General features: G+C 55.9%; 27 protein-coding genes, 3 tRNA genes and 3 pseudogenes. 21 read left to right on the plus strand and 12 right to left on the minus strand.

Annotated features, from left to right (window positions below; genetic code table 11):
* Positions 1-48: 48 nt before the first annotated feature.
* Positions 49-948, minus strand: coding sequence for a 50S ribosomal protein L3 N(5)-glutamine methyltransferase (gene prmB / locus EZJ17_RS02875; RefSeq protein ID WP_067444510.1), 900 nt, complete (start codon positions 946-948; stop codon positions 49-51).
* A gap of 109 nt (positions 949-1,057) precedes the next feature.
* On the opposite strand from prmB, the gene EZJ17_RS02880 reads away from it, so the two are divergent.
* Positions 1,058-1,486 carry a hypothetical protein gene (locus EZJ17_RS02880; protein WP_151086082.1) on the plus strand — a complete coding sequence of 143 codons (429 nt, stop codon included), beginning with the start codon at positions 1,058-1,060 and terminating at the stop codon, positions 1,484-1,486.
* Positions 1,477-1,671: pseudogene (locus tag EZJ17_RS02885) on the plus strand (deferrochelatase/peroxidase EfeB); the annotation flags it as partial. The gene EZJ17_RS02880 and the pseudogene EZJ17_RS02885, both read left to right, overlap by 10 nt.
* A gap of 385 nt (positions 1,672-2,056) precedes the next feature.
* Here EZJ17_RS02885 and rnr read toward each other — a convergent pair.
* Positions 2,057-4,435, minus strand: coding sequence for a ribonuclease R (gene rnr / locus EZJ17_RS02890; RefSeq protein ID WP_067444516.1), 2,379 nt, complete (start codon positions 4,433-4,435; stop codon positions 2,057-2,059).
* A 92-nt stretch (positions 4,436-4,527) separates the two neighbouring features.
* On the opposite strand from rnr, the gene EZJ17_RS02895 reads away from it, so the two are divergent.
* A tRNA-Leu gene (locus EZJ17_RS02895) sits at positions 4,528-4,614 on the plus strand.
* 146 nt (positions 4,615-4,760) lie between these two features.
* Here EZJ17_RS02895 and ubiE read toward each other — a convergent pair.
* The 4 genes and pseudogenes from ubiE to EZJ17_RS02915 all read right to left on the minus strand — a co-directional run bounded on the left by ubiE (position 4,761) and on the right by EZJ17_RS02915 (position 6,835).
* The gene (gene ubiE, locus EZJ17_RS02900; protein WP_067444519.1) at positions 4,761-5,498 is read right to left on the minus strand and encodes a bifunctional demethylmenaquinone methyltransferase/2-methoxy-6-polyprenyl-1,4-benzoquinol methylase UbiE; all 738 of its coding nucleotides are present in this window, start codon (positions 5,496-5,498) and stop codon (positions 4,761-4,763) included.
* 30 nt (positions 5,499-5,528) lie between these two features.
* Positions 5,529-5,897, minus strand: a complete 369-nt coding sequence (locus tag EZJ17_RS02905) for a hypothetical protein (protein ID WP_067444522.1) — start codon at positions 5,895-5,897, stop codon at positions 5,529-5,531.
* Positions 5,885-6,286, minus strand: coding sequence for a gamma-butyrobetaine hydroxylase family protein (locus tag EZJ17_RS02910; protein WP_067444525.1), 402 nt, complete (start codon positions 6,284-6,286; stop codon positions 5,885-5,887). The genes EZJ17_RS02905 and EZJ17_RS02910 overlap by 13 nt, the downstream gene beginning before the upstream one ends.
* Positions 6,287-6,313: 27 nt before the next feature.
* Positions 6,314-6,835 (minus strand): annotated as a pseudogene (locus EZJ17_RS02915) (GNAT family N-acetyltransferase).
* Positions 6,836-7,021: 186 nt separating this feature from the next.
* Here EZJ17_RS02915 and EZJ17_RS02920 point away from each other — a divergent pair.
* The 15 genes and pseudogenes from EZJ17_RS02920 to EZJ17_RS02990 all read left to right on the plus strand — a co-directional run bounded on the left by EZJ17_RS02920 (position 7,022) and on the right by EZJ17_RS02990 (position 18,208).
* The gene (locus EZJ17_RS02920) at positions 7,022-7,378 is read left to right on the plus strand and encodes a hypothetical protein (RefSeq protein WP_067444527.1); all 357 of its coding nucleotides are present in this window, start codon (positions 7,022-7,024) and stop codon (positions 7,376-7,378) included.
* 9 nt (positions 7,379-7,387) lie between these two features.
* Positions 7,388-8,188 carry an NAD(+) synthase gene (nadE, locus tag EZJ17_RS02925; protein WP_151086547.1) on the plus strand — a complete coding sequence of 267 codons (801 nt, stop codon included), beginning with the start codon at positions 7,388-7,390 and terminating at the stop codon, positions 8,186-8,188.
* A 2-nt stretch (positions 8,189-8,190) separates the two neighbouring features.
* The gene (locus EZJ17_RS02930; protein ID WP_067442616.1) at positions 8,191-8,889 is read left to right on the plus strand and encodes a YggS family pyridoxal phosphate-dependent enzyme; all 699 of its coding nucleotides are present in this window, start codon (positions 8,191-8,193) and stop codon (positions 8,887-8,889) included.
* Between the two features lie 50 nt (positions 8,890-8,939).
* Positions 8,940-9,458, plus strand: coding sequence for an SMI1/KNR4 family protein (locus tag EZJ17_RS02935; RefSeq protein WP_067442515.1), 519 nt, complete (start codon positions 8,940-8,942; stop codon positions 9,456-9,458).
* Between the two features lie 101 nt (positions 9,459-9,559).
* Positions 9,560-10,354 carry a pyrroline-5-carboxylate reductase gene (proC, locus tag EZJ17_RS02940; protein ID WP_067442513.1) on the plus strand — a complete coding sequence of 265 codons (795 nt, stop codon included), beginning with the start codon at positions 9,560-9,562 and terminating at the stop codon, positions 10,352-10,354.
* 6 nt (positions 10,355-10,360) lie between these two features.
* Positions 10,361-10,921, plus strand: coding sequence for a YggT family protein (locus EZJ17_RS02945; protein ID WP_067444530.1), 561 nt, complete (start codon positions 10,361-10,363; stop codon positions 10,919-10,921).
* Positions 10,922-11,012: 91 nt separating this feature from the next.
* Positions 11,013-11,429 (plus strand): RNA polymerase-binding protein DksA, encoded by a 417-nt coding sequence (gene dksA / locus EZJ17_RS02950; RefSeq protein ID WP_067442509.1) that lies wholly within the window; start codon positions 11,013-11,015, stop codon positions 11,427-11,429.
* Positions 11,430-11,589: 160 nt separating this feature from the next.
* Positions 11,590-11,666 (plus strand) — tRNA-Met (locus EZJ17_RS02955).
* 5 nt (positions 11,667-11,671) lie between these two features.
* Positions 11,672-11,747 (plus strand) — tRNA-Ala (locus EZJ17_RS02960).
* A 399-nt stretch (positions 11,748-12,146) separates the two neighbouring features.
* Complete coding sequence (locus EZJ17_RS02965) at positions 12,147-12,914, plus strand: PhnD/SsuA/transferrin family substrate-binding protein (protein ID WP_067442507.1); 768 nt, start codon at positions 12,147-12,149, stop codon at positions 12,912-12,914.
* A 108-nt stretch (positions 12,915-13,022) separates the two neighbouring features.
* The gene (locus EZJ17_RS02970) at positions 13,023-13,307 is read left to right on the plus strand and encodes an ACT domain-containing protein (protein ID WP_067442614.1); all 285 of its coding nucleotides are present in this window, start codon (positions 13,023-13,025) and stop codon (positions 13,305-13,307) included.
* Between the two features lie 192 nt (positions 13,308-13,499).
* Positions 13,500-14,855, plus strand: coding sequence for a PFL family protein (locus EZJ17_RS02975; protein ID WP_067444533.1), 1,356 nt, complete (start codon positions 13,500-13,502; stop codon positions 14,853-14,855).
* A gap of 60 nt (positions 14,856-14,915) precedes the next feature.
* Positions 14,916-15,697, plus strand: a pseudogene (gene trpA / locus EZJ17_RS02980) (tryptophan synthase subunit alpha).
* 138 nt (positions 15,698-15,835) lie between these two features.
* Positions 15,836-16,699, plus strand: coding sequence for an acetyl-CoA carboxylase, carboxyltransferase subunit beta (gene accD, locus EZJ17_RS02985; protein ID WP_067442502.1), 864 nt, complete (start codon positions 15,836-15,838; stop codon positions 16,697-16,699).
* Between the two features lie 168 nt (positions 16,700-16,867).
* The gene (locus EZJ17_RS02990) at positions 16,868-18,208 is read left to right on the plus strand and encodes a hypothetical protein (RefSeq protein WP_067444536.1); all 1,341 of its coding nucleotides are present in this window, start codon (positions 16,868-16,870) and stop codon (positions 18,206-18,208) included.
* Positions 18,209-18,355: 147 nt separating this feature from the next.
* Here EZJ17_RS02990 and EZJ17_RS02995 read toward each other — a convergent pair whose 3' ends face one another.
* The 5 genes from EZJ17_RS02995 to dusB form a co-directional block, all read right to left on the minus strand.
* Positions 18,356-18,544 carry a hypothetical protein gene (locus EZJ17_RS02995; RefSeq protein ID WP_067442499.1) on the minus strand — a complete coding sequence of 63 codons (189 nt, stop codon included), beginning with the start codon at positions 18,542-18,544 and terminating at the stop codon, positions 18,356-18,358.
* A 164-nt stretch (positions 18,545-18,708) separates the two neighbouring features.
* Positions 18,709-19,191, minus strand: coding sequence for a ProQ/FINO family protein (locus EZJ17_RS03000; protein WP_067442497.1), 483 nt, complete (start codon positions 19,189-19,191; stop codon positions 18,709-18,711).
* A gap of 245 nt (positions 19,192-19,436) precedes the next feature.
* Positions 19,437-19,925 (minus strand): 5-(carboxyamino)imidazole ribonucleotide mutase, encoded by a 489-nt coding sequence (purE, locus tag EZJ17_RS03005; protein WP_067442495.1) that lies wholly within the window; start codon positions 19,923-19,925, stop codon positions 19,437-19,439.
* Between the two features lie 64 nt (positions 19,926-19,989).
* Positions 19,990-20,229, minus strand: a complete 240-nt coding sequence (locus tag EZJ17_RS03010) for a Fis family transcriptional regulator (RefSeq protein WP_067442493.1) — start codon at positions 20,227-20,229, stop codon at positions 19,990-19,992.
* 103 nt (positions 20,230-20,332) lie between these two features.
* Complete coding sequence (gene dusB, locus EZJ17_RS03015; RefSeq protein ID WP_067444539.1) at positions 20,333-21,337, minus strand: tRNA dihydrouridine synthase DusB; 1,005 nt, start codon at positions 21,335-21,337, stop codon at positions 20,333-20,335.
* Positions 21,338-21,546: 209 nt separating this feature from the next.
* Here dusB and EZJ17_RS03020 point away from each other — a divergent pair, with 209 nt between their 5' ends.
* The 3 genes from EZJ17_RS03020 to EZJ17_RS03030 all read left to right on the plus strand — a co-directional run bounded on the left by EZJ17_RS03020 (position 21,547) and on the right by EZJ17_RS03030 (position 23,126).
* Positions 21,547-22,146, plus strand: a complete 600-nt coding sequence (locus tag EZJ17_RS03020) for a dual specificity protein phosphatase family protein (protein ID WP_231105397.1) — start codon at positions 21,547-21,549, stop codon at positions 22,144-22,146.
* 131 nt (positions 22,147-22,277) lie between these two features.
* A complete protein-coding gene (rpmE, locus tag EZJ17_RS03025) occupies positions 22,278-22,493 on the plus strand; it encodes a 50S ribosomal protein L31 (RefSeq protein WP_064090120.1) in 216 nt (71 codons plus the stop codon).
* A gap of 231 nt (positions 22,494-22,724) precedes the next feature.
* Entirely contained in the window at positions 22,725-23,126 is a 402-nt protein-coding gene (locus EZJ17_RS03030; protein WP_231868145.1) for an endonuclease/exonuclease/phosphatase family protein, read from the plus strand.
* A 254-nt stretch (positions 23,127-23,380) separates the two neighbouring features.
* On the opposite strand, the gene aspA is transcribed toward EZJ17_RS03030, so the two are convergent.
* Positions 23,381-24,778 (minus strand): aspartate ammonia-lyase, encoded by a 1,398-nt coding sequence (aspA, locus tag EZJ17_RS03035; protein ID WP_067444541.1) that lies wholly within the window; start codon positions 24,776-24,778, stop codon positions 23,381-23,383.
* Between the last annotated feature and the right edge of the window lie 26 nt (positions 24,779-24,804).

The following is a 24,804-nucleotide window of genomic DNA, read 5'->3' on the forward strand; positions in this document are numbered from 1 at the left end:
GAAGCTTTCAGGTAGCCTTTCGCAACGGATGGGATCAGGCAGCTTTGCCTACTCTTCGCCCAATAATTGCTCGCGGGTGAGCAGGAAAACGCTGCTGCCGCCGTCGCTTTGTTTGGGCCAGAAGAAGGGGAGCTGGGGGAAGGCGGCTTCGAGGGCTTCGCGGTTGTAGCCGATTTCCACCAGCAATACGCCGCGTGGATTGAGGAAGCGGGGGGCGTGTTGGAGGATTTGGCGGGTGGCGTCGAGGCCGTCTTCGCCACTGCCGAGTGCCATTTCCGGCTCGTGCAGGTATTCGGCGGGCAGGGCGGCGACGCTTTCAGCGTTTACATAAGGGGGGTTGGAGATAATGAGGTCGTAATTGCCGGAAAGGTTGGTGAAGAGGTCGCTTTGAATCAGGCGGACGCGATCTTCAAGACCGTAGTTTGCCACGTTGATGGCGGCCACGGCGAGGGCTTCGTGGCTGAGGTCAGCGGCATCGACTTGGGCTTCGGGATAGTGGCAGGCGGCTTGGATGGCGAGGCAGCCGCTGCCAGTGCAGAGGTCGAGCACGCGGCGGATCTGGTTGCTGTCGCCTGTCCACGGGGCGATGGGCTCGCCGAGTTGTTCGTAGATGAAGGAGCGGGGAATGAGCACGCGTTCGTCTACATAAAATTCGAAGTCGCCTTGCCAGGCTTGGCGGGTGAGGTAGGCCATGGGAAGGCGTTCGTTGACGCGGCGTTCGGCCAGGCTGAGTATGGCGTCGATTTCTTCGGGCAGGAGTGCGGCATCGAGATAGGGCTCGAGGGTGTCGAGCGGGAGGTGCAGGGTGTGGAGGATGAGGTAGACGGCTTCATCGTGGGCGTTATCGCTGCCGTGGCCGAAGCTGAGGCGGGCTTGGTTGAAGCGGCTGGTGCAGAAGCGCAGGAGGTCGCGCGGGGTGCGGAGGTGTTGGCGGGCTTGGGCAAACATGGTGTTTGGGGGTGTTTATGAAATAGTGAGGGGTGGGATTATAACGGATTGGCGGGTGAGGCTACCTGAAAATTTGGCGGGGCGGTTTGTGGCGGCTATGGAATGGTGTATGATTAATTTGTTGCTTAAACATTGGTTTAAGGAGGAGATGATGTTGGCAAAACTTTTTCAGGTAGCCTTTGCCGGCCTGCTGCTGGCGGGCTGTGCGATGACGCCGCAACAGCGTGCAGCCTATGAGGCGGCAAGGGAGCGGGAGATGAAGCAGACGGCGGTGGCGCTGGCGGCGCAGTGCGACCGGCGCACGGCTGAGCTGTTGGCTTTGCAGCAGGAGGATTACTTGGGGGTGGCGGATGCTGAGAAGCCTAAGTTGCAGCGAGAATACCGGCAGCGGATTGCGGAACCGTCTTTTCAGGCTTGTTATCGGATGGCTTGGGAGAATTTGGTGTATCGGCAGCAGCTGGAAATGTTGGAGCGGCGCGAGCGGCGGCGTGAGTTGGAGTGGATGATGTATCGGCCGTATTATCCGTATTGGTGGTAGGGCAGTTTTTTATTTGCTACCAGGCCAACCTCGTCAACAGCTTCATCTTTGTGCAGAAACTGCTCGACTTCGAGCCTTTGGAAGAATACATCAGCCTCTTTGGCGGCGGCTACTTCTTTACCCTGCCCGGCGCGGAGCAGGGCGGCTACCTCGGGCAGAGCTTGCTGGCCAATGTGCTGGCGTGATTGAAGGTATGGATAGCTTGTCCGCAAAACGATGTTGGCTTGAGCCTAGCTTGCAGCGATGCAAGAAAGCGGATTAGCCGTCCATACTTTGATATGGCCACTAATATTTGAGGCTACCTGAAAAATGAAACCCGTCTGCTTGTGCAAACGGGTTTTGTCTTGTTCAGGTAGCCTCAGCTGCGCTGAAGTAATGTTTCATCTAGAGCAAACCAACTTAACTTTCGCTATAGCGTTGGTTCTCCTTGCTATACTTCTGTACTATCTACGGCTCACTGTTTGTATTATAAGGTTAATTTGGCTTGCTATATCAGGCCGAAAAGGCTACCTGAAAGTGGAAATACATTTTCAGGTAGCCTTTTTGTTTTCAGGTAGCCTCTTTCAAAGTTCAGCCGCTTTTTTTGCGGGTGCGGGGCTTGCGTTTGGCTTGGGGCTGGGCAGCCTGAGCTGGCTGGCTGTTTTTACGGCTGCGGGTTTTCTTAGCCGGAGCAGCGGGGGCTTTGGCCTTGTTTTTGGTGGCAGGTTTGCCGGCTGAGGCTGGGCGGCGGGCTCTTCCTTTTGCTGTGGCGGTTTTCCCTTTGGTGGTAGGTTTTTTGCCTTTGCCAGGCAGGCTGCCGCTGCTGATGAGCATAAGGTCGATTTTGCGGGTATCCAAGTCGGCACGGGCTACCTGAACCACAACTTTGTCGCCCATGCTGAAGCGCAAGCCGCTGCGTTCGCCTTCGATGCTCATGGTTTCGGCGCGATAGTTGAAGTAGTCTTCGCCCAGTTCGCTGATGTGGACGAGGCCTTCAATGTGGATGTCGTCGAGGGTAACGAACAGGCCGAAGCCGGCCATGCCGCTGACTGTGCCGCTGAATACTTCGCCCACTTTGTCTTGCATATAGTAGGTTTTGAGCCAGTTTTCCACGTCGCGGCTGGCTTCGTCGGCACGGCGCTCGCATTGAGAGCTGTGGATGCCCAGTGCGCTCCAGTTTTCGGCGGGGTTGTAGCTGCTACCTGAAAGCACGGCTTTGATGGCACGGTGTACTAGGAGGTCGGGATAGCGGCGGATGGGGGAGGTGAAGTGGGTGTAGGCGGGGTAGGCAAGGCCGAAGTGGCCGCTGTTATCCGGCTCGTACATGGCCTGCTGCATGGAGCGCAGGAGCATCACTTGAATCAGCTCGCGGTCGGGGCGCTCGGCAGTTTGGGCGAAGAGTGCGGCGTAATCCAGCGGGGTGGGCTGTTCGCCGCCGCCGAGGGTAAGGCCGAGCAGGCCGAGCTGCTCGCGCAGGGTAGCGAGCTTTTCCGGGGTGGGGCCAGAGTGGTTGCGGAATAGGGCGGGATGCTGGTGTTTCAGCAGGAATTCGGCAGCGCACACGTTGGCAGCGAGCATGCATTCTTCGATCAGGCGGTGGGCTTCGTTGCGCACCACGGGCACGATACGTTTGATTTTGCCCTGCTTGTCGAAAATCATCTCGGTTTCGGTGGTTTCAAACTCCATCGCGCCGCGCTGGTGGCGTTTTTTGAGCAGAATTTGATAGAGTTTGTAGAGGGTATCGATGTGCGGCTTGAGCGGGTTGTCGCTGCCGTTTTCAATCCAATCCCACACTTGGGTGTAGGTGAGGCGGGCGTGGGAGCGCATCACGGCGGGGTAGAAACGGTAGGATTTAAGATTGCCGGCGTAGGTGAACACCATGTCGCACACCATGCACAAGCGGTCTACATCGGGGTTGAGCGAGCAGATGCCGTTGGAGAGGCTTTCGGGCAACATGGGAATCACGCGGCGCGGGAAATACACGCTGGTGGCGCGATCCAGCGCATCGGCATCAATTGCATCTTGAGGCTTCACATAGTGGCTCACGTCGGCAATGGCCACCACCAGGCGGAAATTGCGGCCTTGTTTCTCGGCATACACGGCATCGTCGAAATCGCGCGAGCTTTCGCCGTCTATCGTTACCAGTGGCAAATCGCGCAAGTCTTCACGGCCTTTCAGGTCGGTTTTGCGCACGGTGGAAGGGATTTTTGCGGCGGCTTTTTCGCAGGCGGCGGAGAATTGGTGCGGCAGGTGATGCTGGCGCACGGCAATTTCGATTTCCATGCCGCTGTCGGCATAGTTGCCCAAAATTTCTACCACGCTGGCCACGGCGGGGCGGTGCGCGTCGGGGTAGGCATCGATTTGAGCCTCCACCACTTGGCCTGGCTTGGCCTTGCCCACCGAATCGGGTTCGAGCAGGATGCTGTCGGGCAGGCGGCTGTCTTCGGGCGAGAGCATGGCGATGCCGCGCTCTATCATGAGCCGGCCGACAACGGTTTTCTGTGCTCGTTCGATCACATCGAGCACCTGGCCTTCGCGGCGGCCACGCCGGTCGGTGCCAGCGGGGCGCACGGTTACCGTGTCGCCGTGCATCAGGCCGCGCATCTGGCGGGCGGGCAGCACGAAGTCGCCCTGGCCGTCGGGCGTGAGCGGCACGGCAAAGCCGAAGCCGTCTTTATGCGCTTCAACGCGGCATTTCACGAGTGCGAGTTTTTCGGCGGCACATACCATGCCACGCCGGTTAATCAGGATTTGCCCGTCGCGCGCCATTGCAGTCAGGCGGCGTTCGAAAAAGGGCATTTCGTACTCGGCAATATCGAGCAGGATGGCTAAAGATTCGGTTTTCAGTGGCACACCCCTGTCTTCCAGCATTTCGGTAATCCATTCACGGCTGGGCAGGGGGTGTTCGTAGCGTTGCGTTTCCCGTTGCAGATAAGGGTCTTGCAGGCGGAGCGAGGTTTTCTTCTTCATATATTATGTTGACAAGTGGGAAATTGGCGCTATAATGCGCTCTTCTTGCATAAAGAGCAATGCTCTTTACCGCAAAGTTCGATTAAAGCAAAGCCCAGGTGGCGGAATTGGTAGACGCGCCAGCTTCAGGTGCTGGTATCCTCACGGGTGTGGAAGTTCGAGTCTTCTTCTGGGCACCAAAGAATAATGAATAGTTAATCCTGCATGGTATGAATGAGCCATGCAGGATTTTTTATTGTTTGTTGAGTGAATTTTGTATCAAGAGGCTACCTGAAATATTTTTCGTTTTCAGGTAGCCTTTTATTTTACAACCTGCGAGCGGCAATCAGAATTTCACACCCTTATGCAGAGCCACGATACCGGCGCTCATATTGTGGTAGTCCACGCTGTCGAAACCAGCATCGAGCATCATTTGTTTGAGGGTTTCCTGATCGGGATGCATGCGGATGGATTCGGCCAGATATTGATAGCTGTCGGCATCTTTGGCGATGAGTTTGCCTATGAGCGGCAGGAGCTTGAAGGAGTAGAGGCTGTAGGCCGGAGCGAGCATCTTGGCCACTTTGGAAAACTCCAGTACGAGCAACGTACCGCCGGGTTTGAGCACGCGGTGCATTTCTTTGAGGGCAGCGTCTTTGTGCGTCATGTTGCGCAGACCGAAGGATACGGAAACGAGGTTGAAATAGTTATCCGGGAAGGGCAGTTTTTCGGCATCGCACACGGCCACGGGCAGGAGCAGGCCTTCGTTGAGCAGGCGGTCGCGGCCCACGCCGAGCATGGAGGAGTTGATGTCGGTGAGCCAGACTTCGCCGTCTTTGCCCACGCGTTTGGCCCAACCGCGCGAGAGGTCGCCCGTGCCGCCGGCAATGTCGAGCACTTTACCGCCTTTGGGCACGCGGGCAGTGGTGAGGGTGAAGTGTTTCCACACGCGGTGCAGGCCGCCGGACATCACGTCGTTCATGACGTCGTATTTTTTGGCGACAGAATGGAATACTCCGGCCACTTTGGCGGCTTTTTCGCTTTCGTTTACGGTGCGGTAGCCGAAATGGGTTTGCTTATCGGGCATTATGGTGCTTTCAGGTAGCCTTTAGGCTGGTTACATCAGGTTTTGGCTGGTGGCGCAGCTTTGCAGGCCGGCCACCAGTTTTTGGAAGATTTCCTGGTTTTGGTCGTTGGGGGATAGGCCGGCACGAATCAGGTCGTGTTTCCACTTTTCGCGGTCGGTGTATTGGGCGGAAGCGGTGTCGTAGGCGCAATGGCAGAGCTTGGAGGCTTCTGCTTGGCTCAATTGGCGTTTGAAGGCTTGCGGATCGAGTGCGCCTTTGACACAACCTTCGATAAAGCCGTCTTTGGCTTCTTGCTCGGTTACGTTGCTGGCGGCTTTATTGGCAATAAAGTCGCAGCCGGCCAGCAGCAAAACGGAGGCGGCGATGAGGGCGGGGAGGGTGCGGCTTAATGCGGACATTTCTTTCCTTTCGGGATAGCAAGGGTTGGTTCGGTAGGTTCGCGGGAGGCGCCGGCTTCTTCAAGGCGGCGCAGGTAATCGGGCCACATTGTAGCGTATCCGCTTGCCAATTCATACAGGTAGCCCCAGCTGTAGAGGCCACTGTCGTGGCCGTCGGAGAAGGTGATTTTGAGGGCATAGTTGCCGACGGGCTGCAGGTCGGTGATGCTGATGCCGGCTTTACCGGTTTGCAGTTTGGCCTGCCTGCGTCCGTGGCCGCGCACTTCGGCGCTGGGGGAATACACGCGCAGGTATTCGGCGGGCAGGGTATATTCGGCATCAGGGTAAACTAATACGAGGCCTTGGCGGCCGGCTTGCAGGCGGATTTGTTGCGGAGGCTGATTGCGCATGGGGTTCCTTTGCTGTGTGTATAGAGGCTACCTGAAAATAGGGGCGGCGGCTAACGCGTATAGCAGGGCGGTGTGGGTTTCGCCGGTGAGCTTGGAAAAGAAGTGCTTTATGGTTTGCTGGTGGCGGAAGCCGCATTTTGAGGGGATGTTTTCTTGATAAGCGCCGGCCAATAGGCGGGTTAGCCTTAGTTTTTCAAAAGAATAGGCAATCATGGCTTGCAGGGCTTCGGTGGCATAGCCTTGGCCCTAGAAGCTTTCGCCCAGCCAATAGCCTATTTCGGCTTCGCCTGCGGCCAGTGGCAAATTGCTGTCGTGTGGGAAGAGGAGGCCGATGCTGCCGATGAGTTGATGGTCGGCTAGACAGATGGCGAAGGAATGGGGCTTAAGCAGGATATTTTCGATAATTTCCCGGCTTTCTGCCACGCTTTTGTGCGGAAGCCAGCCGCACATGGCGCCTATCTTAGGGTTTTGGGCTTGCGCGTAGAGCGCGGCAGCGTTGGCGAGTGTCCATGGGCGGAGGATAAGGCGGGCGGTGCGGAGGGTTTCCATTGTTTGCTTCCGGTTTGAATTTCTATGCAGAAATTTGTGGTGCTCATTAGTTATTATGGTGAGGCTTTAGTTTTCAGGTAGCCTCTGTGGAATTTTAGCAGATTGCCGGGCCGGGCTTGCTATTTGGCTTTTGGGCGGATTGGCGATATATTATCCGCTGCCGTGCAACCGAGCGAAGGATGGCAAATGGGCGAGATAGAATTGTTGGCACACATCATCAAATGGCGCGATGAGCTTTCGGCCGATGTTCGGGTGCTGAAAAGTGATGCGGATATTTTTGTGCGCCCGCGTGCGATAAGGATTCTACTCAGCCTGCTGTTGCGGAAAGGCTACCTGAAAAATGACGATAACGATGAAGTGGTGCTCGAAATGGAGCTAAACCGGGCAACTTTGCAAGGTAGGGTGGATGTGAGCGATTCGCTGAGGCGATATTATTATTTGGAAGAGAATGAAAAGATTGCCGATGAAGCCTGCCTGGCTTCGTTGAAAACGTATATCCAACAGGCTGCTAATGAATTATGCGTTGGCGGCTCATCAAAATAGGAAAACATGATGCAAACCCAAGCTGTTATCCGACACATCAGCCGCTGGCTGGCCGATTATGCCGTGCGCGCGGGCGCAAAAGGTTTTGTGGTGGGCATTTCCGGCGGAGTTGATTCCGCCGTGGTGTCTGCCCTGTGTGCGCACAGCGGGCTGGACGTGTTGTGCGTGGTGCTGCCTATCCGCCAACAGGCTGATCAGTTGCAGCGGGCCAACGAACACATCGCCGATTTGCAGCGCCGTTTTATCAATGTGCGCAGCCAAACGCTGGATTTAACGCCCACTTTCGAGCAGTTCGAGCACAGCGTGGCCGACACTGTTGCCGCCAATAAAAATCTGGCCATGGCCAACACCCGTTCCCGCCTGCGCATGGCCGTGCTGTATTACTACGGCCAAATCAACGGCCTGTTGGTGGCGGGCACGGGCAATAAGGTGGAAGATTTCGGCGTAGGCTTTTTCACCAAATACGGCGATGGCGGCGTGGATTTAAGCCCCATCGGCGATTTGCTCAAAACCCAGGTATACACCCTGGCCGAAGCCTTGGCGGTGCTGCCCGCCATCCGCCAAGCCGCGCCCACCGACGGGCTGTGGGACGAAGAGCGCACCGACGAGCGGCAGATGGGCGCGAGCTATCCCGAGCTGGAATGGGCGATGGCGCAAAGCGAAGCCGGCCGCCACGCCGAAGAATTTGCCGGCCGCGAACGCGAAGTGTTCGAGATTTACCAACGCCTGCACCGTGCCACGCTGCACAAAATCCAGCCTATCCCCGTGTGCAAAATTCCCGGCGAATTATTTGATGAAAAGGAAAAATGATGATGAGAGTGCTGACCATGAACCTGCACGCCGTGCGCGCCCGCATTTGGGCTGCCGCCGAAGCGGCAGGCCGCCCCGAGCCCGAGCTGATTGCGGTGAGCAAAACCTTCCCCGCCGCCGATGTGCGCCTGTTGTGCGAAAAAAGTGCACAGCGCGATTTCGGCGAAAATTATCTGCAGGAATTTGAAGAGAAAAGCAGCGAGCTGGCCGATATTCCCGACATCTGTTGGCACATCATCGGCCATATCCAATCCAATAAAAGCCGCATCGCCGCCGAACGCGCCCATTGGGTGCACACCATCGACCGCGAAAAAATCGCCCGCCGCCTGAGCGATCAGCGGCCGGAAACTATGCCGCCGCTGCAAGTGCTGATTGAAGTAAACATCGGCGGCGAAGACGTCAAACACGGCGTGCCACCGCAAGAGGAAACGCTGCGCGAGCTGGCTTTTCAGGTAGCCTCTTTGCCCCGGCTGAAGCTGCGCGGCCTGATGTGCGTGGCACGGCTGGGCAGCAGCGAAGAAGAATTGCGCCAGCAGTTTGGCCGCATGAATGAATTGCTGAACTTCCTGCAGGCGCAGGGGCTGGATGTGGACGTGCTCTCGATGGGCATGTCGGAGGACTTGGAAACCGCCGTCGCCTGCGGTGCCACCCATGTACGTATCGGCAGCGCCATTTTCGGGCAGCGGGATTATAGTGAATAAAGCTTTCAGGTAGCCTCTAGGCTTCCAAAGCCGGCTTGGGAATTGGAAACATGTTTACCCCACTTTCTGCAGAACAAATCATGGCCAGGCTGCCCAAGCGTGCAGTTGCGGTGAAGCGTTTGGACAAACTGCTGCCTTTGCCTGCGGCGTATCTGTCTTTTGTGCAGCAATGCGAAAGCGTGGAAATCACGCCCGGTATCCGGCTTTGGGATTACCCGACCGCGCTTGGCGAAAACCGCCGCTTGAGCAGCGACTATCCCGATGTGGCCGCGCAGTATTGGCTGATCGGCGATGCGGGGCAGGGCGATACCTGGTTCATCGGCAAAGAGAGCGGAAGCATCCTGTTCTACGATCACGACCAAGGCGAATACGATGAAGCCGAGGCGCGGTTTGCCGATATGGGCATCGGATTCGTTCCCTTCCTGCAAACAGCCTTCCTCCTGCAAGAGCTTGAAAGGCTGCTCGACACGCAACCGGAACCCGGCCGGCCGATACGGGATGCTTTCAAAACCCGGATGGATGCCATCGCGCCGGGGCTGTATGAGCAATATCCGTTTGCATATTGGTAGGCAACAGGCTACCTGAAAAGATGCAGATAGGTTTTCAGGTAGCCTGTCGGCAGCTAGGTGAGGCTACCTGAAACTTTCCAACCACCACATAAGGAAACATCATGACCATCTATTTTCTCGGCGCAGGCAATATGGCCTCTGCCATTATCGCAGGCATGAGCCGTGCCGGCGGTTTCGATATCTGTGCCATCGACTATAGTGCCGACAAGCTGGCCGCGCTTGCGCAGCAATACGGCATTGCCACTGCTGCAGAGCTGCCGCCGCTGAATGAGGGCGACGTATTGGTGTTGGCGGTGAAGCCGCAAGATATGCAGGCGGCGCTGCAAAACGTGCAAACGGGCGGCGCGCTGGTGTTGTCGATTGCCGCCGGGCTGCCGTGCGCGGCCTTGAGCCGCTGGCTGGGCGGCAAGCGCCGCATCGTGCGCATCATGCCGAACACTCCAGCGCAGGTGGGGCAGGGCGTGGCCGGTTTGTTTGCCGACAGTGGCGCATCTGCGACCGACCGCGAATTAGCCGATCGTATTATGCGTGCCAGCGGGCAAACTCTGTGGCTGGATAGTGAAGATGGTCTGCACCGCATTACCGGTATCAGCGGCAGCGGCCCGGCCTATGTGTTTTACTTGCTTGAAGCGCTGCAAAACGCCGCAAGGCAGCAGGGTTTCAATGCGGAAGAAGCGCGGCAGCTCAGTTTGGCCACGTTTCAAGGTGCGGTGCGGCTGGCCGAGCAGAGCGGGGAAGAGTTTTCCGATTTGCGGCAAAAAGTTACTTCCAAAGGCGGCACCACTTATGCTGCGCTGCAAACCTTTGAGGCGCACGGTGTGGCCGAAGCGATTGGCACGGGCGTGGCTGCCTGTGTGGCGCGTTCGCAGGAATTGGCCAAGCAGCTGGCAGAATAGGGCGGTATGTTTAATCAATTCGTCTCCCTGCTTGCTGATGCGCTGGCCATGCTTCTGTTGGCACGCTGTCTGCTGCAATATGGTCGTTTGAATTATATGCACCCGCTGGCGCAGTTTTGCTGCCGCAGCAGCGACTGGCTGGTGAAGCCGCTACGCCGTCTACTTCCTCCCTTGGGCGGTTTGGACAGCGCCTGCATCTTGGCGGCTTGGCTGCTGTATGTAGCGTTGTATTTGTTGTTGTCACTACTCAATCTGCCGGCGGGGATGTTTGGCTGGCCGATAGTAGCGGCAGATGTGTTGCTCGCTGCGCTTGTCCTTACGCGTTCGGCAGCTTATGTGTTGCTGGGCGGTTTGTTGTGGCGCATGGTGCTGTCTTTATCGCAGACGTATTCGCCGCTGGTGGCGGTGCTCAGCCGCGTGTATGAGCCGCTGTGCCGCCCATTTGCCTTTTTGCGTATCGGTCGCTGGGATTTTTCAGGTAGCCTGTTGGCGCTTTTACTGTGGGGCTGGATTGGCTGGGGGTTGCCGGCGATTATCATGCATTTGAATTTTTTGCTCTTGCCATAAGCGGTCGGCTGTTTTATATTTCATCCTTTTATAAAAGAAGCAGCCGCTTGCGGGAAGGGCGGTTGGTAGAATTTCACAAAAAGGATAACTCATGGCAAAACTAACCGAGCAAGACATCATCAACTGGAAAGGCCCGGAAGAGGAGTATATGAATGCTGATCAGCTGGCTTTTTTCCGTGAGTTGTTGGTTAAGCTGCAAGACGAGCTGATTCAAAAGGCGGCCGACACTACTGGCCATCTGCAAAACCATGAAGCTGCCCCCGACCCGGCTGATCGTGCCACGCAGGAAGAAGAATATGCGCTGGAGTTGCGCACCCGCGACCGTGAGCGTAAATTGTTGAACAAAATTCAGGCCTCGCTGCGTCAGATTGATGAAGGTGAATATGGCTATTGCGTCGATACCGGCGAGCCCATCGGCCTCAAGCGCTTGCTCGCCCGCCCTACTGCCACTTTGTCGGTGGAAGCGCAGGAGCGGCGTGAGCGCATGAAGAAACAGTTTGCGGGTTGATACATCAAATGGGCTGGCGAGTGAAATACTGGCTTGTTTGAGTTTTGAAAAGCAGTGTGAAAAATAGTTATCCATATAAATCAAACTATAGCAAAAAAGTGTGTTTTGGGGTTTGACAGAATTTGAGAAAGCCGTATAATACGCGCCTTCTGGAAGAAGTGGCGAATTAGCTCAGCTGGTTAGAGCAGAGGAATCATAATCCTTGTGTCCGGGGTTCGAGTCCCTGATTCGCCACCAAATTGGGGGGTATAGCTCAGTTGGTAGAGCGCTTGCATGGCATGCAAGAGGTCAGCGGTTCGATCCCGCTTACCTCCACCAAATTTCAAAGAGTCGGCTAAAATAGCCGGCTCTTTTTGCATTTTCAGGTAGCCTTTGCCGTATGGTGTTGGGTATACACACTTGATGTGGTGGTGGAGAATCAATATTGGCAGCAAACCCTTGCCTGATGCTGCTTCTCTCAAATCCATGCCAAGCAAAAAATCACCTATATAGGTGGTTTTTTATCGTAGGTAAAGGTGGTAAGATAATTACATTAGAACGATAATGACTCTTTTCGCCCCCGCTGTTTTGGAGCGATAAGGGTAGGGCGCTTGGAATGCAGTTGATGTTTGAATTTCTAAGTTTTCAGGTAGCCTCAATCCAATCTTGAAACACAAATACACATTCTCATTTGTTGTGAATACAGGAATTACCCAGCAAAAACAAGGAAAAAGTTTTATGGTGCAACAAGCTGGAATCAACTTTGTGGTGGCGCCGGACTACCTGCCCGACCACTTTAGCCATTGGTATCTACTCAGCAGTCATTTGCAGCGCGAAACCGAACTCTCCATCCATTTGCATCTGCCTGCTAATGCTGCAGAAATACAGGAGTTAGCCGAGGGCGGCAAAATGGATATGCTCTATGCCAATGCTTTTGATGCCGTGGCACTGATTAAAGACAAAGGCTATTTGCCACTGGTGTGTTTGAAAGATAAATTCGATGAAGCCGTAGTGGCCGTATCCGCCGAATCAGAGTATCAAAAAATAGAAGATTTGCCGGCTGATGCGTTGATTAAAACCGGCCCCAATCCCGATATCCGCTGCCTTGGCCTGCGTTTGTTGAAACAGGCCGGGTTGGATGTGGAACAGCTTAAAATTGAAGAAGCCGCTACCTTTCCCCAGGCAGCCTCTGCCCTGATTAGAGGCCAAGCACAGGCCGGCTTCTTCCTGGCCAGTACCTATGCCCACATGAGCAAGCGTACGCTTGAGCAACTGCGCGTGTTGCAGGAAAGCAGTTTTGCCGCCGTAACGCATATGGTGGTGTTGCATCCCGATTTTGCCGAACAGCAAGAAGCCCTGCGTCAGGCATTTGCCGAGATGGCCGACAAACCCACCAGCAAAACCACGTTGGAAGCATTGGATTTGCCTGCCGGTTTCGCCGCCCTCACCCAAGAAGCTGCCGAACAGATGGTGGCCAATGCCGAAAACGGCCAACAGGATGATTGAGCACGGCTACCGTTCTATGCATGCCCATATCCTAGGAGGCCTTTGCGAACACACCGCAGAGTGGCACTTCGCAAAGGCCTCAAATTTTCAAACAGAAATTGAATGACTATGCCCCAGCCTAACCCCCATTCCATACTCACCATTATCGGCAAAGACCGCATCGGCATCGTTTACGACGTATCCAAACTCTTGGCCGAACATCAAATCAACATCCTCAATATCAGTCAGCAGCTCATGGGCGAATATTTCACCATGATTATCCTGATGGATACCAGCCGCTGCCCGCAAAGCCGCGAAGAAATGCTGAGCGTGTTTGCCCAAGCCGGTGAGAAGCTGGGCTTGGATATTCGCATGCAAAACGAAGCGTTGTTCAACGCTATGCACCGGATTTAATTTGCAGGCTACCTGAAAGCTCTTCGCCGCGATTACAGTATTTTAGGCAGGGAATATGTTTCAGGTAGCCTGAAGTGAGGAAATACCCAGAGATATTCGCATACCAGATGCGTAAAAGTGTTGAGGGAACCCATAGAAATATGTATGTCAAATTCAAAATTTAATCCAACAATATAAAAAGGCTACCTGAAAATGTCCCTTCGCTTTACCGAAATCCTCGAAACCATCCGCATGGTGTCCGAGCAAAACTTTGACGTGCGCACCATCACCATCGGCATTGACCTGCACGACTGCATCAGTCCTGACCTGGAACAGCTCAACCGCAACATCTACGACAAAATCACCCGTATCGGCAAAGACCTGGTCACGACTGCCACAACACTCTCCGCCAAATACGGCGTGCCTATCGTCAACCAGCGTATTGCCGTCACGCCGATTGCGCAAATTGCCGCCGCGACCGGGGCGGACAGCTATGTGAGCGTGGCAGAGACGCTGGACAAGGCGGCCAAAGCCATCGGCGTTTCCTTTATCGGCGGCTTCTCCGCCCTGGTGCACAAAGGCCTCTCGCCCGCCGACCGCGTCCTGATCGCCAGCATCCCGGAAGCGATGCGCATGACCGGCATCGTCTGCGCCTCCATCAACATCGGCAGTACCCGCGCCGGCATCAACATGGACGCGGTCAAGCTCGCGGCGGACACCATCAAGCACACCGCCGCCATCACCCCGGAAGGCTTCGGCTGCGCCAAAATCGTCGTCTTCTGCAACGCCGTCGAAGACAACCCCTTCATGGCAGGCGCCTTCCACGGCGCAGGCGAAGCGGACGCCGTCATCAACGTCGGCGTCTCCGGGCCGGGCGTGGTACAGGCGGCGCTGCAACACTGCGACGGCAAGAACCTCACCGAAATCGCCGAAATCGTCAAAAAAACCGCCTTCAAAATCACCCGCGTCGGCGAACTCATCGGTCAGGAAGCGGCGCGGCTCCTCGGCATCCCCTTCGGCATTCTTGACCTCTCGCTCGCGCCCACCCCTGCCGTCGGCGACAGCGTCGCCCGCATTCTCGAAGCGATGGGTCTCAGCGTCTGCGGCACGCACGGCACCACCGCCGCCCTTGCCCTGCTGAACGATGCGGTGAAAAAAGGCGGGATGATGGCCTCATCCGCCGTCGGCGGCCTGAGCGGCGCCTTCATCCCCGTCTCCGAAGACGAAGGCATGATTGCCGCCGCTGCCAGCGGCGTCCTCACCCTGGACAAACTCGAAGCGATGACGGCAGTGTGCTCCGTCGGTCTCGACATGGTCGCCGTGCCGGGCGACACCCCGGCGGCGACCATTGCGGGCATCATCGCCGACGAAGCCGCCATCGGCATGATCAACAGCAAAACCACCGCCGTGCGCATCATCCCCGTACCGGGCAAAGGCGTGGGCGAACGCGTCGAATTCGGCGGCCTGCTCGGCTACGCGCCAATCATGCCGGTCAAGACGGGCTCGTGTGCGAACTTCATCGCGCGCGGCGGCCGCATCCCCGCACCGGTGCAGTCGTTGAAGAATTAAACCAAAGGCTACCTGAAACCTTTATTTGGTTTTCAGGCAGCCTTAGATATGGATGAAATCATTGGTAGAATCAAACAAGTCTTTCAAAAAAACGATACACATAAAGCCTTGGTTGCCTACATCACCGCCAGCGACCCAAACTTTGAAACCACACTGGAGCTGATGCGCGGCCTGGCCGCCAATGGCGCGGATATTATCGAGCTGGCGTGCCGTTTCCTGACGCGGTGTTGGACGGCCCCACCATCCAGCGTGCCGCCGAGCGTGCCTTGGTAAACGGAGTCGCCCTGAAAGATGTATTGGAAACCGTGTGCCGTTTCCGCCAAAGCAACCAAAGCACGTCCGTGGTGCTGATGGGCTACCTGAACCCGATTCACAAAATGGGCTATGCGCCATTCGTACGTGCCGCCAAAGAAGCTGGCGTAGACGGCGTGCTCACAGTGGATAGCCCGATTGAAACCGTGGTTCCGCTGCATAACGCGCTTAAAGCCGTAGGGCTCGACACCATTTTTCTGATCGCCCCCACCACCGGCGAGGCGCGGATGACTGAAATTGCCAAGCTGGCTTCTGGCTTCGTGTATTACGTATCGCTCAAAGGCGTTACCGGCTCGGTTAGCCTGAACACTGCTGAAGTAGCCGAAAAAGTGGCTGTGCTGCGCCGCCATGTACCGCTGCCGATTTGTGTGGGCTTCGGCATTTCTGATGCCGAGAGTGCGCGGCAGATCGCTGCCGTGGCCGATGGTGTGGTGATCGGCAGCCGCATTGTGAAAGAAATCGAAGCCAACCCTGGCCGCGAAGTCGAAGCCGCAGGCAAGTTGGTGAAAAGCCTGAAAGAAGCCATTTGAGGCTACCTGAAAGCGCGAAACCAAACGTAAACTTTGGCAAAGTTAGAACTTGAGCCGGTGGCCGGCAAAGGCTATGATGGCGGTTGTCCGTTTCTAGGTAGCCTTCTGCCCAGGCAATTATTAACAAAGGAGCAAGCCATGAGTTGGCTCGATAAAATCCTCCCCCCGAAAATCAAACGCGAAGACAGCGGTAAATCCGGCGTGCCGGAAGGCCTGTGGCGCAAATGCCCGGCTTGCTCTGAAGTGCTGTATGCCTCCGATTTGGAACAAAACTACCAAGTTTGCCCCAAGTGCAACCACCATAATCCGCTCAGCGCCCGCGAGCGGCTGGATCTGCTGTTAGACGAAACAGGCCGCGAAGAAATCGGCGCCGAGGTGAAGCCCACCGATATTCTGAAATTCAAAGACAGCAAAAAATACCCCGACCGCCTCAGCACGGCGCGCAAAGCCACCGGTGAAAACGATGCGCTGGTGGTGATGACAGGAGAAATGGACGGGCTGCCCGTGGTGGTGGCTGCCTTTGAATTCCGTTTTATCGGCGGCTCGATGGGCTCGGTGGTGGGCGAACGTTTCGTGCGCGGTGTGCGCGAGGCTGCGGAAAACGGCTGTGCCTTTATCTGCGTGGCCGCTTCCGGCGGGGCGAGGATGCAGGAAGGTCTGAGCTCGTTGATGCAGATGACTAAAACCAGCGCCGTGCTGCACCTGTTGAGCGATAAGCAGCTGCCCTTTATTTCCGTGCTCACCGACCCGACCATGGGCGGCGTTTCCGCCAGCTTTGCCTTTTTGGGCGACGTGGTGCTGGCCGAGCCGAATGCGCTAGTGGGCTTTGCCGGCCCGCGCGTGATCGAGCAGACTGTGCGCGAAAAGCTGCCAGAAGGCTTCCAGCGCGCCGAATTCTTACTGGAAAAAGGCGCCATCGACCAGATTGTGGACCGCCGCGAAATGAAAGCGCGTATCGCCAAACTTATTCGCCTGCTGCGCAACCAGCCGGTGGCGGCTTAGTTGGAAGAGATACGAATAGAAACAGGCCGGAGTAATACGGCCTGTTTCTTGTTTGCTGTTCCAGAATGGTATGAGGCTACCTGAAAGGGATAAATTGTTTCAGGTAGCCTCACGCTAGGCTGCCTGTTTTCGCTATAATTCTTAACAGCCTGGCTATGAAAGAACCGCATGAACCACCTGAAATATTTGTTTGGTGTAATTGCCATCCTGATTCTGTCTGTTGTTTCTACTCTGTATCTGTTCCCTGAATGGCTGAAACAGCGCGAAATTCGCGCTGCCGAAGCCGATTTGGCCTTGCTGGCCACTCCGCCTGCGCCACCGTCATCCGTGAAAAACGGCATAGATGCGCTGTGGCTGCTGGAATACCGCACCGCCGACGATGCCGAGCGTGCTGATTTGACGCGCTGCTTCGATAAGGTAATCCAATACGATAATGATGCTTCGGTGAAATATCCGGAATTGGCGGCCAAATACCTGTCACCACCCGATGACATTTTGAAGTTCAATGGCACGGCGACGGAATACCTGGCAGAAATTCGTGCCGACCTGCCGCAATACCGCACCGAGTCGGAAAAACACGCCGAACTGTTTGCCAATGTGGACAAACTGGCCGATTACGACACCTTCGCCCCACGCGACTGGCCGAATGATGAAGAGGATTTAACTGGAATACGTCTGCCTCGCTTTCAGTTTGTCGCCATCAGCCATGTCGTAGCTGCGTTGGATTGGGTGCAGGGCAGGGAGCATGAAGCTTGGAGGCGCGTCTGCCGCAACATCAAAACCGGCCGCAGCCTGCTGCACAGCCGCCCAGGCCTGATTTACCCCATGATCGGTAACGCCATCATCCTCCGTAATACTGACTTGGCAGCACAGATGCTGTATGAAAAACCTGAATGGGCAAACCGCCTGCCTGACGAATGTGGCGGCATGTTTGATGTGCTGACCGAACAAGAACAAAGCATCTGCCTGGCGGTGCAAGACGAATTCCGCCTATCTGCCAACCTACAGCACAAATTGGAAAACGAAGTGCAGCAGATGACACCGACAGGCCAATCGTATGGCCCCAGAGTATTGGATACGGCACACAACCTCGCCATGATGGCACCGTATTATGCTGTCTGCTGCAAGCCGGAAGCCGCTACTATTTTGCAGGCCGACCAGAAAGCGCCATGGCAGCCGTCGTTGGGAAAAACACTGATCGAAAAATGGGCGTGTGTGAGGAATAGCGTTGGTTGTTTGACTTCTGATATCGCGATACCTTCGTTTGGCGAATACATCTACCGCCTGCAAGGCGCCGCCATGCAGCAGCGCGCCTTCCAGGCAACTTTGGCCTTATACTGCCTGCCGGTTGACAACCGCCGTGCTGCCTTGGAGAGTATATTGGCCGAACATTCCTCCCCATCACGCAAATTGAGGTGGAATGAGCAGGAGCGGATAATTTATTTCGATGCATACAGCCCAAGCAAGGCTCCAGATCCGATTCCGTTTAACCTTGATGCCGGAAGATAGAATTCAGCTGGTCTGAAAAAAGATAAGCTGCTATCAGATAAATTTGCCTGCGCTAAGGAAGGCGCAATAGCTGTGGTACACTGGACAAATTAAGGCTACCTGAAACAGAAAAACCGTTTCAGGTAGCCTTTTGCTTGGGTTGTCGGTTTATTCCACCGGTTTGAGGGTGGGCAGGACAGTGTCCCAGATAGCGAGGATTTCTTCTTGGCTGCGTTTGGTGCCGGAGAAGGTTTTGGTGCTGAAGGGCATCATCACGAGGAGGTGGTCGCTTTCGCACTCCCAAGCGAGCCGGTAGTGATTATTGTCCCAGCGGCTGATTTTTTCATAGCTGGGCATGCCGTTGATTTCACGCAGGCCTTTTTCCTTATGGGGGGATTGGAATTTGAGGTTACCTGAAAAAGTGGAGGCAGAGGCAGGTAAGGCTGGGTAGTTGTTTGAGCAGGAAGAAGGCTACCTGAAAGCGAAGCTGAAATTTCAGGTAGCCCTTATTGACAGCAGATTTATTCGGCTGCAGGGGTGGCAGGAACTTCTGCGGCGGGGGCAGCAGTTTCCGCTGCGGCTTCGGCAGGCTGTTCGGCAACGGCGGCTTCAGCTTCGGCCGCTTGTTGTTCGGCCTGTTTGGCGGCTTGGCGGGCAAGCATTTCCTGCACGGCGGGGTGTTGTTGGGCGATGGCCTGCTCTTCGGAGCTGACTTCGCCTTTGAAGCGGTTGTTCAAATCGAAGCGCTTACCGCCGCGTGCCAGCGATTTGAGGTAGCGCGGGCGGCGGCAGTGGTTGGAAAGCACGCGGGCGATTAGGGCGGGATCGTATTGGGGCAGGGCGGCAACGAGGTCTTTGTCGATGCCCAAGGCCAGGGGCTTGAAGCGTTTGAATACGTCGTATTTGCCGTAGATGTGATCGGCAATCAGATCGGTTTGCTTTTTCTTGCTCATAGTCTGCACGGCAGATTTGAGGGCGGCTCCCAAGGCGGTTTCTTGTGTCATGGTGGGTTCTCGTTAGTAGGGTAGTGGGTGGATTGTGGCACAGCTTGGCAGTTTTGGCGAACAATCCTTATGTTTTTGCGGGTTTGTACGGCTTTGTCTGGCAATAATTGCTATTTTAGCCAGGAGGCTGGATTACTTTCAGGTAGCCTGAATGGCATGGATTTGGTAGTTGCAGCTATTTCTTTCATACCGGGCAGCGAGCTGCAGGGGCACAGTTAGCACGAGGCAAGAAAGCAGGGTTTTAGCTATTCGGCTTCGGGCAGCTCCATGGCCAGTACGGTTTGGCGCTGGGTTTCGCGGAACTCGGCCAGTTTTTGCGCGATGGCGGCATCGTGGTTGGCAAGCAGGGCGGCGGCAAAGAGGGCGGCATTGGCGGCACCGGCCTCGCCGATGGCGAAGGTGGCCACGGGAATGCCTTTGGGCATCTGCACGATGGAGAGCAGGGAGTCTTCGCCGCGCAAATATTTGCTGGGCACGGGCACGCCGAGCACGGGCAGGGTAGTTTTGGCGGCTACCATGCCGGGCAGGTGGGCGGCACCGCCGGCACCGGCAATAATGGCCTGCAGGCCGCGTTCGCGGGCGGTTTCGGCGTATTCAAACATCAAGTCGGGCGTGCGGTGGGCGGAAACCACGCGGGTTTCGTAGGCGATGCCGAATTGTTTGAGCACGGCGGCGGCGTGCTGCATCACGGCCCAATCGCTGTTGCTGCCCATGATGATGCCGATTTTGGTCATTTAGGTGTTCCTTATGGTTTGGAGTAATGAGGCTACCTGAAAAATATTGGTCATGGCGCGGCGGCTAAATCAGGCCGTGGGCGGTGAGCTTTTTACGCAGGGTGTTGCGGTTTAGGCCGAGCACTTGGGCGGCTTTGGATTGGTTGCCTTCGCAATGCGCCATCACGCAGCGCAAAAGTGGCAGTTCTACTTGCTGCAACACCATTTGATACACGTCGTGCGCCGGTTGGCCGTCGAGATCGGTAAAGTATTGCTGCAGGCTGTTTTCGATGCAAGTAGTGATATGGCTGTTCTGACGGAGCATTTTGTCCTCCTTTTATTATTGTGGTGTAAAAACGGGGGTGGCAAACCGGCACATTATGCAGCAGCGGGTATTGCCAGCTTCCCTTCGTGCGGTTTGCGGTGTTTCAGGCCTGCCGCCAGGGACAGGGCCAGTATTCGTGTTGTTCGGACTGTGCGACCAAAAAGGCGGCTAGCCCGTTGTATTGCGCTTCGGCACTCTCCAGCGTGTTTAGGCGACGGCGTTCGGCCTCGCCTTCCGGCAGGTCGACCAGATACCAGCCGATGTGTTTGCGGGCAATGCGCATGCCGGCTACTTCGCCGTAGAAGCCGTGCATGGCACGGATATGGCCAAGCAGGGCTTCAGAGGCTACCTGAAAAGGCAGCGGCGGCGGCAGGCTGCCGTGCGCGAGGTAGTGTGCCACATCGCGGAACAGCCACGGCCGCCCCTGGGCGGCACGGCCGATCATCACGCCGTCGGCGCCGGTTTCGGCCAATACGCGCGCGGCTTTTTGCGGGCTGTCGATATCGCCGTTTACCCACACGGGAATGCTCAGGCGGCGTTTGGCCTCGGCAATCAGGCCATATTCGGCCTGGCCGCGATACATTTGAGTGCGGGCGCGGCCGTGGATGGCGATGGCGGCAATGCCGGCGTCTTCGGCCATGCGGACAATGGTGAGGATATTTTTGTGCTCGTCGTGCCAGCCCAGCCTTGTTTTGAGCGTAACCGGCACATCCACTGCACGCACCACGGCATTTAAAATTTCGGCAACCAAGGGCTCGTTTTGCAGCAGGGCGCTGCCGGCCTGCACCTGGCATACTTTCTTAGCCGGGCAGCCCATGTTGATGTCGATAAGCTGCGCGCCCTGCGCCACGTTGTAGCGGGCGGCTTCAGCCATTTGGGCCGGGTTGCTGCCGGCAATCTGCACGGTAATCACACCGCTTTCGCCGCTGCGGTCGATGCGGCTGAGGGTTTTGCGCGTGTTTTGCAGATCGGGGTTACTGCTGATCATTTCGCCCACCGTCCAACCGGCGCCGAATTGCCGCGCCAGCATTCGGAACGGTTTATCGGTGATGCCGGCCATCGGCGCGAGCGCCACGGCGGGGGAAACAGTGTAGGGGCCGATTTGCATAAAGCTGAACTGCTGTAAATTGGGAATTGTACATTTTTTAGACAAAGCCTCCAAGTGTGGCGGCGGTTGTCGGAACGGGCATGCTTATTTACAATGCGTGCCGTTATTGTTTTTCAGGTAGCCTGCGATTGCGAAGAAGGCTACCTGAAAGTTTCATTTGAATAGCGTGTTACAGAATTAAATAAAGAGATTACGCAATGGGAACAAAAATGAATAAAACCTGTTTGGGCGGGCTGTTGCTGGCACTTATGCTGAGCGCCTGTGCGCAGCCGCAGGCACAGGTGCAAACGCCGCCGGCCGGGCAGCCGGCTTGGGCGGAGCAGGTGAGCAAGGCGGCCAATCTGTATCGGGTGGACGACAAACTCTACCGCAGCGAGCAGCCGGTGGCAGAAGATGTGGCGCTGTTGCAATCTTTGAATGTGAAAAGCGTGGTGAATCTGCGCTACTTCAATCGTAGCGGCGACCGCAAAGTATTGGCCGACCGGGGCATCGCGCTGTTCAACCGCCCACTGCTCACTTGGCGGATTACGCCGAAACAGGTGGCCGAAACGCTATATTTGATTGAACAGCAGCAGGCTGAAGGGCCGGTGTTGATCCATTGCTACCACGGCGCCGACCGCACAGGCCTGATTGCCGGCATGTACCGCATCATCTACCAGGGCTGGACGGTGGAGCAAGCCAAAAATGAAATGCGCCACGGCCCCTACGGCTTCCACAGCATCTGGCGCAATATCGAGGATTTGTTTACCGAAGAGAACGTGCGCCAAGTGCGGACGCATTTGCAGCAGTTGCGTTCGCAGCCTAAATAGCCGAAAAATAAGTTTTCAGGTAGCCTAATATGCGCGCAGCCTATTGCCTTAATGGACGTTTTTAAGTATAATTCGCCGCTTGTCTGTAGTATAGGCAAATCCCCTATACCCGCTTTATTAAAGGAAAAACCATGAAACCCGAAATTCATCCTGACTACCATGAAGTCAATGTTACCTGCTCTTGCGGCAACAAATTCACTACTAAATCTGCCATGAGCAAAACCGAATTCAACATTGAAGTTTGCTCCGAGTGCCACCCGTTCTACACTGGTAAACAGAAGATCGTGGATAGCGCCGGCCGTGTGGACAAATTCAATCAGAAATACGGCAATATGTTCAAACGCTAATTTGCTGCCGTGTTTCCCCGAGGCTGCCAAAAGGCAGCCTTTTGTTTTGCCCGGAATAGGGAGGGATGGCAGGAAGCGGATGCCAAGCAGGCTGCATACAACAGAAATGAAAAGTTTTGACTGAAGCAGTTGGAAAATGGCATAGACAGGCCATATTTGGCAGAGTATTGCAGGTTGGCACATAAGATGCTACCTGAAAAACAGCATTAAATTTCTTTGCCACGCCACACCATGAGCCGCGCCGTTTCCATCACCACCTACAATATCCACAAAGGCATGTCGCCGTTAAATCGGCGGCTACAACTGCCGCAAATGGTCGATGCCCTGCAACATCTCGATACCGACATCCTGTTTTTGCAGGAAGTGCAGGGCGTGCACCACAAACGGCAGCAGAATGTGCCCGAATTTCCTGCCGAACCGCACGGCGAAGTGATTGGCCGGCAGCTCGCTTTTGCCTGCAGCTACGGCCAAAACGCCACCTATGCCGGCCGCCACCACGGCAACGCCATCCTCAGTCGCCTGCCGTTGCAGATGCGCACTAATCTAAACGTATCGGTAAACCGGCTCGAACAACGCGGCGTGCTGCATTGCGAAATTCAGCCACCCGGCAGGGATAGGATGTTACCGTATTAAACGCAGTAAGCCACCAGGGGTTGCTCTGGCAACAACTCTCCGACCACCTGCCCCTCTTTGCTGTAGTCGTACCGAAATAGTAGTGGTGAGTAGTAGCAAAAGCACTCTACTTCCTACAGGGTTACTTGCCTTGCCGTACTATTTGTACTGTTTGCGGTTCGCCGCCTTGTATGAAAAAATGTGCTTCAACTAGAAAGGCTACCTGAAAACCGATAATCGGTTTTCAGGTAGCCTTTCTCTTTTTCAATTTAAGCTCACAAACGCGGATTGGCCAAATTCTGTGGTGACAGAATCCGGTCGAGCTCCGCTTCGCTCAAGAGCTGGCGCTCCAGCACCACTTCGCGCACGGTTTTGCCGGTTTGGGCGCAGATTTTGCCTACCAAGTCACCGTTTTCGTGGCCGATATAGGGGTTGAGATAGGTTACCAGGCCGATGGAGTTGAAGACGTGGCGTTCGCAGATTTCGCGGTTTACCGTGATACCGCGCACGCATTTGTCGGCCAGTGTAACGGCGGCGTTGCCTAAAAGCGAGATGCTTTCAAACATGGATTGCGCGATAACCGGCTCCATCACGTTGAGCTGGAGCTGGCCGGCTTCGGCGGCGAAGGTGATGGCGGTGTCGTTGCCGATTACTTTGAAACAAACTTGGTTCACCACTTCGGGAATCACGGGATTCACCTTGGCGGGCATAATCGATGAGCCGGCCTGCATTTCCGGCAGGTTGATTTCTTTCAGGCCGGCACGCGGGCCGGAAGAGAGCAGGCGCAGGTCGTTGCAGATTTTGGAGAGCTTCACTGCGGTGCGCTTCAGGGCGCCATGCACCATCACATAGGCGCCGCAGTCGGAGGTGGCTTCGATCAGGTTTTCGGTGAGCTTGCAGGGCAGGCCGCTGATTTCGGAGAGTTTTTGCACGGCCAGCGGCGCGTAGCCTTGCGGCGTATTGATGCCTGTACCGATGGCGGTGGCGCCGAGGTTTACTTCCAGTAGCAGTTGGCGGGTGCGTTCGAGGTTGGTTTCTTCTTCTGCCAGCAGCACTTGGAAGGATTGGAATTCTTGGCCGGCAGTCATGGGCACGGCATCTTGTAGCTGGGTGCGGCCCATTTTTAGGATGTCTTTGAATTCATCAGCTTTGGCAGCAAAGGTGTCTTTCAGGTGTGCCAGTTTGCCCAGTAGATCGCCGATGCTGGTGTACACGGCCAGCCGGAAGCCGGTGGGATAGGCGTCGTTGGTGGATTGGCTGGCATTCACATGATCCATGGGGTTGACGATGTCGTAGCGGCCTTTGGCGTGGCCTAATGCTTCCAAGGCGAGGTTGGCGATCACTTCATTGGTGTTCATGTTCACCGAAGTGCCGGCGCCGCCTTGGAATACGTCGGATGGGAACTGGTCGAGGCAGCGGCCTTTAATCAGCACCTCATCGCAGGCTTGGGCAATGGCGGCGGCGATTTCGGGCTTGAGTGCGCCCAGCTCGCCGTTGGCCTGGGCTGCGGCTTTTTTCACCATCACCATGCTGCGTACAAACTGGGGCACGTCGGAAATTTTTTGCCCGGAGATTTGGAAGTTTTCCACTGCGCGCAGAGTGTGGATGCCCCAATAGGCGGCTGCGGGAATTTCGCGTTCGCCTAGGAGGTCGTGTTCGGTGCGGGTTGTCATGTTTGGATATCCTTTGAGTGGGGTAG

The sequence above is a fragment of the Eikenella exigua genome (assembly GCF_008805035.1).
Lineage (GTDB): Bacteria > Pseudomonadota > Gammaproteobacteria > Burkholderiales > Neisseriaceae > Eikenella > Eikenella exigua.

What these genes read in the sequence shown, in the direction of transcription:
- EZJ17_RS03010 (WP_067442493.1), bottom strand. Translation starts at nt 20,229, where the DNA reads ATGCTCCGTCAGAACAGCCATATCACTACTTGCATCGAAAACAGCCTG.
- EZJ17_RS02920 (WP_067444527.1), top strand. Translation starts at nt 7,022, where the DNA reads ATGGGCGAGATAGAATTGTTGGCACACATCATCAAATGGCGCGATGAG.
- nadE (WP_151086547.1), top strand. Translation starts at nt 7,388, where the DNA reads ATGCAAACCCAAGCTGTTATCCGACACATCAGCCGCTGGCTGGCCGAT.
- aspA (WP_067444541.1), bottom strand. Translation starts at nt 24,778, where the DNA reads ATGACAACCCGCACCGAACACGACCTCCTAGGCGAACGCGAAATTCCC.
- purE (WP_067442495.1), bottom strand. Translation starts at nt 19,925, where the DNA reads ATGACCAAAATCGGCATCATCATGGGCAGCAACAGCGATTGGGCCGTG.
- EZJ17_RS02970 (WP_067442614.1), top strand. Translation starts at nt 13,023, where the DNA reads ATGCCCCAGCCTAACCCCCATTCCATACTCACCATTATCGGCAAAGAC.
- EZJ17_RS02945 (WP_067444530.1), top strand. Translation starts at nt 10,361, where the DNA reads ATGTTTAATCAATTCGTCTCCCTGCTTGCTGATGCGCTGGCCATGCTT.
- ubiE (WP_067444519.1), bottom strand. Translation starts at nt 5,498, where the DNA reads ATGCCCGATAAGCAAACCCATTTCGGCTACCGCACCGTAAACGAAAGC.
- accD (WP_067442502.1), top strand. Translation starts at nt 15,836, where the DNA reads ATGAGTTGGCTCGATAAAATCCTCCCCCCGAAAATCAAACGCGAAGAC.
- EZJ17_RS02965 (WP_067442507.1), top strand. Translation starts at nt 12,147, where the DNA reads ATGGTGCAACAAGCTGGAATCAACTTTGTGGTGGCGCCGGACTACCTG.
- EZJ17_RS03020 (WP_231105397.1), top strand. Translation starts at nt 21,547, where the DNA reads ATGAATAAAACCTGTTTGGGCGGGCTGTTGCTGGCACTTATGCTGAGC.
- EZJ17_RS02910 (WP_067444525.1), bottom strand. Translation starts at nt 6,286, where the DNA reads ATGCGCAATCAGCCTCCGCAACAAATCCGCCTGCAAGCCGGCCGCCAA.
- dusB (WP_067444539.1), bottom strand. Translation starts at nt 21,337, where the DNA reads ATGCAAATCGGCCCCTACACTGTTTCCCCCGCCGTGGCGCTCGCGCCG.
- EZJ17_RS03000 (WP_067442497.1), bottom strand. Translation starts at nt 19,191, where the DNA reads ATGACACAAGAAACCGCCTTGGGAGCCGCCCTCAAATCTGCCGTGCAG.
- rpmE (WP_064090120.1), top strand. Translation starts at nt 22,278, where the DNA reads ATGAAACCCGAAATTCATCCTGACTACCATGAAGTCAATGTTACCTGC.
- proC (WP_067442513.1), top strand. Translation starts at nt 9,560, where the DNA reads ATGACCATCTATTTTCTCGGCGCAGGCAATATGGCCTCTGCCATTATC.
- EZJ17_RS02880 (WP_151086082.1), top strand. Translation starts at nt 1,058, where the DNA reads ATGATTAATTTGTTGCTTAAACATTGGTTTAAGGAGGAGATGATGTTG.
- dksA (WP_067442509.1), top strand. Translation starts at nt 11,013, where the DNA reads ATGGCAAAACTAACCGAGCAAGACATCATCAACTGGAAAGGCCCGGAA.
- EZJ17_RS03030 (WP_231868145.1), top strand. Translation starts at nt 22,725, where the DNA reads ATGAGCCGCGCCGTTTCCATCACCACCTACAATATCCACAAAGGCATG.
- EZJ17_RS02975 (WP_067444533.1), top strand. Translation starts at nt 13,500, where the DNA reads ATGTCCCTTCGCTTTACCGAAATCCTCGAAACCATCCGCATGGTGTCC.
- EZJ17_RS02905 (WP_067444522.1), bottom strand. Translation starts at nt 5,897, where the DNA reads ATGTCCGCATTAAGCCGCACCCTCCCCGCCCTCATCGCCGCCTCCGTT.
- rnr (WP_067444516.1), bottom strand. Translation starts at nt 4,435, where the DNA reads ATGAAGAAGAAAACCTCGCTCCGCCTGCAAGACCCTTATCTGCAACGG.
- EZJ17_RS02935 (WP_067442515.1), top strand. Translation starts at nt 8,940, where the DNA reads ATGTTTACCCCACTTTCTGCAGAACAAATCATGGCCAGGCTGCCCAAG.
- EZJ17_RS02995 (WP_067442499.1), bottom strand. Translation starts at nt 18,544, where the DNA reads ATGCCCAGCTATGAAAAAATCAGCCGCTGGGACAATAATCACTACCGG.
- EZJ17_RS02930 (WP_067442616.1), top strand. Translation starts at nt 8,191, where the DNA reads ATGAGAGTGCTGACCATGAACCTGCACGCCGTGCGCGCCCGCATTTGG.
- prmB (WP_067444510.1), bottom strand. Translation starts at nt 948, where the DNA reads ATGTTTGCCCAAGCCCGCCAACACCTCCGCACCCCGCGCGACCTCCTG.
- EZJ17_RS02990 (WP_067444536.1), top strand. Translation starts at nt 16,868, where the DNA reads ATGAACCACCTGAAATATTTGTTTGGTGTAATTGCCATCCTGATTCTG.